Annotated in this window: 7 protein-coding genes; all 7 read left to right on the top strand. The window is 62.0% G+C overall.

Translation table 11 applies throughout. The annotated features are described in order from the left end of the window. The coding region (locus HY737_05090; GenBank protein ID MBI4597763.1) for a peptidase at window positions 1-556 on the top strand (556 nt) is incomplete at its 5' end. A 43-nt stretch (window positions 557-599) separates the two neighbouring features. After that, window positions 600-947: a VanZ family protein gene (gene vanZ, locus HY737_05085; protein ID MBI4597762.1), complete on the top strand. Its 348-nt coding sequence runs from the start codon at window positions 600-602 to the stop codon at window positions 945-947. A 3-nt stretch (window positions 948-950) separates the two neighbouring features. Further along, entirely contained in the window at window positions 951-2,192 is a 1,242-nt protein-coding gene (locus tag HY737_05080) for a DUF1015 domain-containing protein (GenBank protein ID MBI4597761.1), read from the top strand. 4 nt (window positions 2,193-2,196) lie between these two features. Then, window positions 2,197-7,986, top strand: coding sequence for a cellulase family glycosylhydrolase (locus HY737_05075; protein ID MBI4597760.1), 5,790 nt, complete (start codon window positions 2,197-2,199; stop codon window positions 7,984-7,986). Window positions 7,987-8,087: 101 nt separating this feature from the next. Continuing rightward, entirely contained in the window at window positions 8,088-8,960 is an 873-nt protein-coding gene (locus HY737_05070) for an acetyl-CoA carboxylase carboxyltransferase subunit beta (GenBank protein ID MBI4597759.1), read from the top strand. Beyond that, window positions 8,960-10,063 carry a sn-glycerol-3-phosphate ABC transporter ATP-binding protein UgpC gene (ugpC, locus tag HY737_05065; GenBank protein MBI4597758.1) on the top strand — a complete coding sequence of 368 codons (1,104 nt, stop codon included), beginning with the start codon at window positions 8,960-8,962 and terminating at the stop codon, window positions 10,061-10,063. The genes HY737_05070 and ugpC overlap by 1 nt, the downstream gene beginning before the upstream one ends. Before the next feature lie 73 nt (window positions 10,064-10,136). After that, the gene (locus HY737_05060; GenBank protein ID MBI4597757.1) at window positions 10,137-11,600 is read left to right on the top strand and encodes a GGDEF domain-containing protein; all 1,464 of its coding nucleotides are present in this window, start codon (window positions 10,137-10,139) and stop codon (window positions 11,598-11,600) included. The last annotated feature ends 154 nt before the right edge of the window (window positions 11,601-11,754 follow it).

The raw sequence follows: 11,754 nt of genomic DNA, 5'->3' as shown, positions 1-11,754 counted from the left end.
GTACCTGGGCACTCTCGCCATCGGGGCGAGCTCCACCCTGACCACAACGCTGACCATCCCCGCCACCCTCGCTCCGGGCACGTATACCCTGGGCGCCATCGCCGATTACACCAACCGCCGCGCCGAAACTACCGAGACCAACAACAGCCTCAGCGCCACCCAACTCGTGATCACTCCCGGGGCGGATCTCGTCATGACCGCTCTCAGCGGCCCAGCCACCGCCACGCGGGGCACGAGTGTCGTCCTCAGCTCAACGGTGACCAACCACGGGCCAGGCAGCAGTGCCGGCTTCTACGTGGGGCTGTACCTCTCGACCGATCCGGTCATCACCACCGCGGATCGGCGTCTCGGCTACCGCTGGGTCAGCAGCTTGGGAGCGGCCGGCACCGCCACCGCCAGTTCCACCGCCTCTACGACCGTGACGATTCCCACCGCGGTGACCGCAGGCCCCTACACCCTCGGAGCGATCGCGGACTTCGAGATTCCCAACCGCGTCAAGGAGTCCAACGAAACCAACAACGCGCTGGCTGGCAGCCAGATCACCGTTGGACCGTAATCCTCTTTCGTCATCGCCGCCATTGCGTCATAATGGAAGCATGATGATGTGGCGGCTCCTCGCAGGGCTTGATGCGGTCTTCCTCTTCATCGTCTCGGTCATTCCGGTTCCCGAGGGCGGGCCGGAGATCCCGTACTTTGACAAGCTGGTGCATCTGTGCGAGTACTTCCTCTTTGCGTGGCTCTTGGCCCGGGCGTTTCGCGCCGGCCCTCGAGCGTTTCGCAACGCGTGGAGCATGGCCGTCGGGTATGGGATCGCGATTGAGCTCGTGCAGGCCATGATTCCCTGGCGGTCCGCAGAGCTGCTGGATGCCATCGCCAATGCCATCGGCGCAGCGCTCGGCATCTATGTAGCGAAAATGATGGTGAAGGAAGAAGTACGAAGGCCTTAATTCATGGTGATGATTCGTCCGTTTTGCGCGTTGCGGTACGATCTCGATCGGGCCGGCGAGCTCTCCGGCTTGATTGCGCCGCCTTATGACGTGATCGACGCGCAAGAGCAAGAGCAGCTCTACCGTGCCTCGCCGCATAATGTCATCCGCCTCATCCTCGGCAAGCAAGACGAGTCCGACACGCCGACCGATAATCGTTACACCCGCGCGCGAAGCGATTTCAATGCCTGGCGGCAGCAACAGATGCTTCGGCAGGATCCCGCACCTGCCCTCTATCTCATTGAACACGCCTTCACAGCCGATGGCCGGCAGCAGTCGCGGCTGGGGTTCATCGCGCTGCTTGAGCTTGCGGAGGGGATCGAGCGATCGGTGTTCCGCCATGAGCAAACACTGGCCGCACCCAAAGAGGATCGCGCGAAACTCATGGAGGCGGTGCCGGCGAATCTGGAGCCGATTTTCTGCATCTATCCTGATGAAGGCGGGAAGATTCAGACAGCGCTCACCGCTGCCACCCGTCAGCCGCCGACCGCCGAGGCGGTGTTGCACGGCGAATCCATTCGGCTCTGGGCTCTCACCGATCAATCACTCAAGCACTCAATCACCCAATCACTCGCTTCAGTTGCTGTGCTGATCGCCGACGGCCACCATCGGTTTGAAGTCGCCTACGCCAACCGCAAGCGCCATGATGCGGTGATGACCTATTTCGTCTCGATGGCCGATCCCGGGCTGGTGGTGCGGCCGATCCACCGCGTGCTTGAGCCGGGCAGGGGATTGGCGGTGGACGCCCTGCGCGGGCAGTGCCGCATTGAGACGGCTCCGGATCTTGCGTCGCTGCTGCAATGGCTGTCGCAGCCGCAGGAAGGGCCGGGGCGATTCGGCGCCTTTGACGGTCGAGCGTTGTACCGCCTTCAGGTCGCCCCTGAGGCGCTGCAGCGATGGCTGCACGCACCAACGGTTCCCGCACCCGTGGCCTCGCTGGATGTGTCGTTGTTGCATCAGCTCTTGCTGCCGCAAGTCGGGATCAATGGCACCGGGGTGTCGTATATGGCAGAGGCCCCGAAAGCATTTGAAGCGGTGGCGCAAGGCCAAGCCGGCACGGCGTGGTTTCTGCGAGGCATTCCGCTGCCGCAGATCTACGCGATCGCCTCCCAAGGACACACCCTGCCGCCGAAGTCGACCTATTTTTATCCCAAAGTCCCCTCAGGCTTGGCGATCCATCCGTTCTCACCCATCAACACACAATAGTGGCATGAAGACTGCGGTCTTTGCGATTGCGATCTTTCTCCTCGCCGCCTCGGCTGAGGCAGGTCAGGTGTTCCAAGATTTCGAGCCGGATAACGGCTCCACCTACTATGGCTCAGCCGGGGGCGGGGCATCGTCCGGTTTTTCCAGCGGAGCCGGCGGCGGGTTTGTCAAAAGCGGCTACCCGCTGACCCAGTGCGGTCCTGAACCGCTGGCGGCTGAGCCGGTGCATGGCGGCCGGCGCGCGTGGAAAGTTGAGAGCTATGCCTACTGGAATACCACCTCGATTGAACCTCAGACCGGTGTGGCGAACTTCGACCCTACGAAGAACGATCGCCTGACCTTCTGGATCCTCTCCATTCCTCGCCGCGATTGCTTTGTCTACGGCTGGTCCGGCCCTACGGAGAACACCGTCGGCGTGCGAGTGTTTGACCAGGGGGCATACGCCGAGGGCGGGTTTGAAGTCTGGACCACGAAAACGGCGCGGTACGCCGAGTGGACGCAGCTGGGGATTCTGTTCAGCCAACTGCCGGCCGATTTTGATCTTGCCCATGTGACGAGAATTGAAATCAAGAACTACAGCCCCGGCGCCTATTACCTTGATGATATTGCGGTCGTGCGCGAAGACCGGGTCTATTCCGCCTTCGAGCCTGAGCTCCGTGCCGGCTCCGGTGTTGGCGATTTCGGATGGAAATGGGTCGATGCTGATTCGGCGGGATTTTCGGCCAGCGGGGAACCGGCGCATGAGGGCGCTCATTCCTGGAAACTGATCAGCACGCAGAAGTGGGGCGGCACCGGTCTCCAATCGCAGGAGCAGCGGCTTGATGGATTGGACCAAACTTTTTGGCGCGTCGACCTGAACCCTGCGCTCAACGATCGGCTCACGCTCTGGGTCTACGCGCAGCCGGAGAACGGGCTCGACAACACCCTCAACGTGCAGTTCTACGATCACGGCGCGCACTTCACCGATCAAACCAAAGTCGAGTTCTGGACGAAGCAAACCATTCCCGCCGGCCGATGGACCAAGATCACGGTGCCATTTAACGCCCTTCCGCAGGATCTGAATTTGCGCGATCTGAACAAAATCCAAATCCAGTTTTATTGGCCCGGCACCTATTACCTCGATGACATCCGGGCCACCGGGCCTGATGCTGCGATCAATGATCCTACGATGTTGCGGCAGGGTGGGATCCACTGGCAGCCGGTGCCGTCAGCCGGCCTGTATCGCGTGCAAGAAAATCTCGATGGGCCGGAGAGTTCTGCGTGGCGGACGATCTACGAGGGCAGCGATCCGGTCGCTCCGACAACCGCCCTGAGCCGCCGCTGGTTCCGCGCGCGATGGGAGGAAGCGGTCACGGCCGGCAATCCATTGCCGTATATGTCGGATTGGTCCGAGGCCGTGGAATATCTTCCGCCGCCGGTGTTGATTGATCCCGGCCAACTGAAAGCCGGTTTCGTGACGTCCACCACCCTTCCCCAGACGCAAACGTATGAGCTGCAATACGCGATGAGTCGATGGGGCCCATGGACCTCGCTGCCGGGAGGACCCTTCCCGCCAGTAGGAGCACTGCCAGGGCAGTGGTACCGCGTTCGCGGGGTCCGTGATGCGCCGGCAGGAGAATTAGCCGATGCGACGCCTTGGAGTCCGCCGCTTCAATACACCACGACACCGACGTATATCAAGACCAGCGGCACGCAGTTGAAAGATGAGAACGGGACAGGACAACCGGTGCATCTGCAAGGGGTCAACCTCGGCGGCTGGTTGCTCATCGAGCCATGGATGACCGGGCTTGGCACGACCGATGCCAACCCCATCGAGGATGACTGGACCATTCGCGATGTGCTGGGCCGCCAGTATGGAGCCGGGGGCACGGATGCGTTCTTGAGCATCTATCAGCAGAGCTACCTCCAGGAGGCCGATCTTGATGCCGTGATGCGCATGGGGCTGACGTTTGTGCGGCTGCCGATCTACTACCGCAACCTCCAAGATGACGCGGGCAATTGGATCCGAGACGCGCAGGGACACATTGATTTTTCCCGGATCGATTGGCTCATCCAGGCCTGCAAGGCGCGCGGGATCTCTGTGCTGCTGGATCTTCACGGCGCGCCCGGCGGTCAGAGCCTGGAGTTCCACACCGGCCGAAAGAATTTCAGCAAACTCTTCGATGCCGTGGAGGGGCCAACATACCAAGCTCGCACCATCGAATTCTGGCGGCAACTCGCCACGCAATATAAGGATGAACCGGCGGTCGTCGGCTATGACCTGCTCAATGAGCCCTTCGGCGCGCCGACCAATCAAACGCTCTGGGATTTCTATGCGCAGCTCTACCTGGCGATCCGCGCCGTCGACCCCCACCATCTGATCGTGATGATGGGGAAGGGCGATTGGGATTCATTGCCGCCGCCAGCCTCGATGGGATGGCAGAACGTCATGTACCAATTCCACTATTACAACTTCGGCTATGACGAGGATGTGGCCTCGCACCGCGCCTTTATCGACGGCAAGGTGGCGTTGGCTGCGGCGGCGCAACCCACCTATCAGGTGCCGGTGCTGATCGGCGAGTTTAACGCCTTTAGCCAAAAAGGTTCGTGGGATTATGCTCTTCAAACATTCAATGTCCAGGGGTGGAACTGGGCGAACTGGACGCTGAAGGATCATTCGCATCCGTCCAACTGGGGCTTGTTCACGCACGCCGGCTACACGGCCGGCCCGATCAAGATCCGCAACCCCCAAGATGACGCCACACCGGGCGATTCGCTGTTTGATCTGCAGGAGAAACTTAGAAGCTACGATACGCTGCTCCATCATGTGCCGAATGTCTCGTTGATCAACACGTTGAGCGCGCAGACCATCTGGGAACCGCCGTCGGGCAACGGTCCGGCGATTCAGCGTCTGGAACCTGCGGTTATCGGGCCTGGGGGATCGTTTTGCGCGATCGGAGTTCGCTTCGGAGGAGCTCAGGGTCCTGGGGCGGTGTTGTTCGAGGGCACGTTGTTACCGGTCGTCTCCTGGTCGGATACGCAGGCCTGCGTGTACGTGACGACGCAGAATAACGGCCGCAGCATCGGCGAGGTCACGGTGCAAACCGCGCAAGGAACGAGCGATGGCCTCTTGCTGCGCATCGTCTCGCCCTCTGGGATCACCGGGATGAGCGGTGGCGGCGTTGGATCGGAGATCACGTTCACCGGGACGAATTTCGGCGATTTCGGCAGCGTCCGATTTTACTGGACGTCCTGCATCGAAATTCCAACGATAGAGCCATTGCGCCCGTGCAATCGCGGCCGCGCCTCAATTGTTTCCTGGTCGCAGACGCAGGTGCGCGCGATTGTGCCGGCGGATGCCGCCATCGGGCCGGTGAGTGTTGGTGGAGCCGGAGGCTTCTACAACGGCCGTGTGAATCGGCCGCCGGTGCCAGTGCCGGTGCCGCCTCAGAGCGTTGACGCCGGCGGCACGCTGCAATTCACCATCGACGCATCGGATCCGGACAATGATCCACTGACGTTTAGTCTCGTGCGCGTTTCTCTCACGCTGCTGCGGCCGCTTTCAGGAACAGCGCCGAGCGACCTGACGCCGGCCACGCCGACCTTTGATCCCGTCACGCGGACATTTTCTTGGTCCCCAACCCACGCCCAGTGGGGCAGCTACGAAGCGGTGTTCAACATTTCAGATCCCGGCGGGCTCAGTGCCACGCTGACCGTGCCCATCACCGTCGTCTACGTGGCTCAGTCGCCGGTGTTAGCTCCGATCGGCGACAAGACGATTTCAGAGGGCCAGGCGCTCACTTTCACGGTCACCGCCACCGACGTTAATGGCGATGTGCTGACCTTCAGCGCCAATCCGCTGCCATTGGGTGCGACCTTTGCCGCGGATACGCAAACATTTTCCTGGACGCCGACGTATGCGCAAGCCGGGACTGTGGTGGTCACCTTTACCGTGACGGATATCGTGGGCCTGACCGATAGCGAAAGCGTCTCCATCATCGTCAGCGATGTGACGCGTCCGGATCTGCTGATGAGCGCGCTAAGCACAACCGCTACGTCGGCGCGGCCAGGCAGCTCCATCATGATATCGAATGCCGTGAAGAATCAAGGCGCGGTGGCCTCGACGAGTCTGAAGGTCGTCTTCCACCTCTCCACCGATGCGAGCTATGGCGGCAGCGATGACATGGCCTTCACCGCAACTCGTGCGCTCAGCACCTTAGGCATTGGCGCGACCAGCGCTGTCAACACCAGCGTGACCGTGCCGGCGACAACACCGTTAGGCGCCTACGTCATCTGTGCCATGGCCGATGGAGAGCAGGCGGTGGTCGAAACCGACGAAAGCAACAATAGCCGTTGCACGAACACGACGCTCCAAGTCACCAAACCGGATCTGGTCATGCAAAGCGTGGTCGGTTCCGCCACCGGGCTCACCGGGGCCACCATCAGCCTGACGGATACCGTGCAGAATCAGGGAGCGGTCGGGGCCACGGCGTTCTATGTCGGCTATTATCTTTCCACGGACGCGATGATCACGACCGCGGATCGCCGCATCGGCTATCGCTACCTCAGCAGCCTCGGGGCGAATACCCCCTCGACCGGGACAACCGTCGTGACGATTCCCAGCACCCTCGCTCCGGCGACCTATTATCTTGGGGCCCTTGCGGATTATGCCGGCAATAGCAGCGAGACCAATGAGACCAACAATGCGCTCGCCGGCAACCAGATCGTCATCACCCCAGGGGCGGATCTGCTCATGACTGCACTCAGCAGTGGAGGCGGCGGCGTGACCGGCGGCCCCTTGCCGGTGGCCTTCACTGTCCTGAATCAAGGCACGGGGACCACGACCGACTTCTATATCGGACTCTACCTGTCCGCCGATGCGACGATCACCACCGGCGACGTCTTCCTGGGCTATCGTTACGTGGGAACACTGGCGGCGGGCGCGAGCAGTGCGCTGACCCAGACCGTGACGATTCCTGCGACCCTCGCCCCCGGCACCTACATCCTCGGGGCGATGGCGGATTACACCAACCGCCGCGTGGAGAGCCATGAAACGAATAATAGCCTAGCGGCCAACGCCGTGGTCGTAAGTCCTGGCGCGGATCTGGTGATGACAACACTGACCACCTCCGCCACCGCGGTCACCGGCAGCACCCTGGCGATCACCAACACGGTGACCAATCAGGGCATCGGCGCGGCCAGCAGCTTCTATGTGGGCTTTTACCTCTCGGCGGATCCGCTGCTCGGCCCAGGCGATCTCCTCCTGGGGAGTCGCTCGCTCAACAGCCTCGCCGTGGGTGCTAGCTCCACCGCCACAACCACCCTGCCGGTATCCGCAGCCCTGACTCCGGCCACCTACTCTATCCTGGCCAAGGCGGACTTTACCAACGCCCGGGTGGAAACCAACGAGACCAACAACACCCTGGCCACCGCGACCCCGGTGACCATCACCCCCGGGGCGGATCTGGTGATGACGGCCCTCACTGGCCCAGCGAGTGCGACTCGCGGGCAAGCCATCAGCCTCAGCTCCACCGTTCGCAACCAAGGGGTGGGCAGCGCCGCCTCGTTCTACGTCGGGCTCTATCTCTCGACCGACTCGGTGATCACGAGCGGGGATCGGCGGCTCGGCTACCGATCCATCAATAGCCTCGCGGCAGGAGCGAGTAACGGGCCCATCAGCATCAACGTCACCATCCCCACCGCCGTGACGCCGGCCACCTACTACCTCGGGGCGATCGCCGATGACACCCGCCAGCGGACGGAGAGCAACGAAACCAACAACGCCCTAGCCGGGGCGACGATTGTGGTAAACTAAGAGCGATATCAGATATGAAACGGCCGTTTCATATCTGATATCGTCTTTATTTCCTTGCCTGCCTGTGCTAGCATAACTCTCTCGATTGACTCCCCGAGACCATGAAACTATTCAGCCGGCAGCCATCAAGCCCTGGTCGAAAGTCGAAGCGCGATATTCCCACCGACTTGTGGACGAAGTGCGACGGCTGCGGCCAGCTGCTCTACAACAAGGCGCTCGAAGAAAGCTTGTGGGTCTGCACGAAATGCGACTTCCACTTTTCGCTGCCCGCCCGACAGCGGTTGAGCCTGACGATCGATGACGGCACGTTCGAAGAATGGGACACGGAGCTTCGGCCGATGGATCCGCTGCGCTTTAATGTGCCGGAGCCGTATCCGATGAAGGTGCAGGAGGCCCAGCGCGCCTGCGGCATGGCGGATGCGTGCCTGACCGGCAAGGGGTTGCTCGAGGGGCATCCGGTCGTGGTGGGGGTCACCGACTCCCGGTTCATGATGGGCTCGATGGGCTCCGTGGTGGGAGAAAAACTGACCCGGGCCATCGAGCGGGCCACCGAGCAGCAGTTGCCGCTGATCATCATTTCGGGCTCCGGGGGCGGGGCGCGCATGCAAGAAGGGGTCTTGAGCTTGATGCAGATGGCCAAGACTTCCGGCGCCCTCATGCGGTTCGATCGAGCCGGCGGGCTGTTTCTTTCGGTGCTGACCCACCCGACGATGGCCGGCGTCTTGGCGAGCTTCGCCACCTTGGGCGATCTGATCATTGCCGAGCCCAAAGCGCTGATCGGCTTCACCGGGCCGCGCGTGATCGAATCGACGATCCGCCAAAAGCTGCCGGAGGGGTTTCAGCGCTCAGAGTTTTTGCTGGAGCACGGCCTCATTGATCTCATCGTCCATCGCCGCGAGATGAAGGCTCGCCTCGCCTCCCTGGTGAGCTATATCAGTCCACAGTCCACAATCCACAATCGACAATCCTCGTGATGGCCCAAGTCATCCTCAAGCACGTCTCAAAAACGTACCCCAGCGGTGTCGTGGCCGTGAAGGAGGCGGATCTCACGGTGGAGAATCGCGAGTTTCTCGTGATTGTCGGGCCCTCCGGCTGCGGCAAATCAACCCTGCTGCGGATGATCGCCGGGCTGGAGGACGCCACGGTCGGCGAGATCTGGATCGGGGAGAAGCTCGTCAATCATCTGCCGCCCAAAGAACGCGACATCGCGATGGTGTTCCAGAACTACGCGCTGTATCCCCACATGACGGTGCATGACAACATGGCCTTCGGGTTGCGGCTGCGGAATTATTCCAAACGCGAGATCGAGCAGCGGGTGCGGGAGGCGGCCGCGATCTTGAATATCGAGCCGCTGCTGCAGCGCAAGCCCCGGGAGCTCTCCGGCGGCGAGCGGCAGCGGGTGGCGGTGGGGCGCGCCATCGTGCGCAAGCCGGTGGTCTTTCTGTTCGATGAGCCGCTGTCCAACTTGGACGCCAAGATGCGGGTGCAGATGCGGACCGAAATCCACAAGCTGCATCTTCGGCTGCAGACGACGATGGTGTACGTGACCCACGATCAGACTGAAGCCATGACGATGGGCGACCGGATCGTGGTGATCAATAAATCCACCATCCAGCAGGTGGCCGATCCGCTGACCATCTATGACCACCCAGCCAATAAGTTTGTCGCCAGCTTCATCGGCTCGCCGCCGATGAATTTTCTCGCGGGAAAGATCCAGCGCGTGGGCCAGGACTACTTTTTCAGCGACGGCGCGCTGCGGCTGCGCATTGTCGAGGAGATGGCGGCATCGCTGGCCGCCTATGAGCGCCGGCCGGTGGTCTTCGGGGTCCGCCCGGAAGATCTCTACGATAAGCTCTTCATCACCGAAGCGCCCAGCGATTGCATCATGCGCTCCACCGTTGAGCTGGTGGAGCCGCTGGGCGCTGAAGTCTATCTGCATCTGAAGGTTGGGTCGCATACCTTGATCGCGCGGGTTGGGCCGCATGACCGCCCGGAGGTCAACCAAGATCTCGACTTGGTCTTCGATATGGGCAAGGCCCACTTCTTCGACCCGCAGACCGAAATCGCCATCGTATAAGTGACCAGGCGGTCAAGCGCGTTTTCCGCTGCTCGTCCTCACCTGGCCACTCGGTCACCGGGTCACCGATCAGATGGACACTGAAGCCGCTATTGCCGCACCGCTATCCATCCGTGGCCTGCTGGCCGGCATGGTGGCACTGCTTGGCGCGGTCCTTGCTCTTGCGCTGACGCATCGCCTCCCCGACGTCCCCTATCTCGTGCCGCTGCTGTGCCTCTCGCTCATCGCGATCTCGATTGCCGCCTGGATGTTCTATTCGATTCGCCATAGCCTCGGGGTCAGCGCCATCGCGCTCGTGGTGGTGTCCTGGGCGTGGGCCGCGCAGCCTCGCAGCGGCTGCGCTGGGGCGCTGGTCGCCGGGCTAGCCCTCATGGGGCTTGCGGCATGGCGCAAGCAGCAGCAGATCCAACAGCTGCACGGCGTGCTGCAGCTCGTGGAGGATGTGCAGGAAGAGCAGGCGGTGGCCACACAGACGATGACGCGCGCGCAAGAGACCCGCGAAGCCTTGCAGAAGAAAATGGAGCGCTACGCGCAGCTGCAAACGTTCGCGGAGCGCCTCAGCCATCTCACCGACCTGGACGCGGTGGTCCGGCTGGCGGTGGAGCAAGCCTTTGAGCTCATCGGCAAATCGGATGCGTGCCTGCTGCTGTTGGTGGATCCCGCTCGGCAGGGGCTTTCGCTCGTGGCCTCCAAACGCCGCAAGGGGTCCGCCCCCATCCGCCTGAAGCAGGGGGATCACATTGACCGCCATGTGCTGCGCTCGCATGTGCCGCTGTTGGTGAATGAGGTGCGGCGGGATTTTCGCTTTCCGATGGCGGTTGGGGCCGAGCGGACGATCAGCTCAGTGATCGCTTGCCCGCTGCTGGTGGGCCACAGCCCCTCGGGCGTGCTGCGGCTGGATGCGGCATCACCCGACCGCTATACGCAGGATGATTTGCGGCTGCTGGGGATTGTGACCGACCTCATCGCGACGGCTGTCGCCAATGCCATGCTCTTTGCGCGCACCCAGGAGCTGGCGATGACGGATGGGCTGACCGGCGTGATGCTGCGCCGGCCGCTGCTGGAGCAGCTGGCGGTGGAATTGGCGCGCGCCGCCCGCATGAAAGCGCCTGTCGCATTGCTGATACTCGATATCGACCATTTCAAGACCTACAATGACACCTTCGGCCATACGACCGGGGATTTGATTCTCAAGCATCTCGCACGGCTCTTGCGCGCGGCGGCACCGGAGGGGGCACTCCTTGGCCGCTACGGCGGCGAGGAGTTCCTGATCGTGCTTCCGCAGGTCGGCGGTGCGATGGCCGCGGAGGTCGCCGAGCGCCTCCGCCGGCGGGTAGAGCGCCATGCCGATTGGGGGACCCGATCCAAGGAGCCGCTGGCTGGCTCCGGAGGTGTGGCAGGAGGCGGGGTCACCGTGTCGGTGGGTGTCGCCTCATATCCGGCGGATGCCGAGACGCAAGAAGAGCTGATCCGCCTTGCCGATGGGCGGCTCTACCGCGCCAAACGGGAAGGACGTAATCGCGTCTGTGCAACGTGACACAAAATTACCAATGACCAAGCACCGATGACCAAACCGTTTGGTCATTGGAATTTGGTAATTGGTCATTAACCAAGGGTAAAGTCGTACTTTAGCCACCTGGATGATGAGTATGTTGCTCAAGCAAGTACATGAGCTGTTGAACTTGTTGATC

Source organism: Candidatus Omnitrophota bacterium (genome assembly GCA_016209275.1).
Taxonomy (GTDB): domain Bacteria; phylum Omnitrophota; class Gorgyraeia; order Aquiviventales; family Aquiviventaceae; genus JACQWM01.
This window is presented reverse-complemented; position numbering and strand designations above follow the sequence as displayed.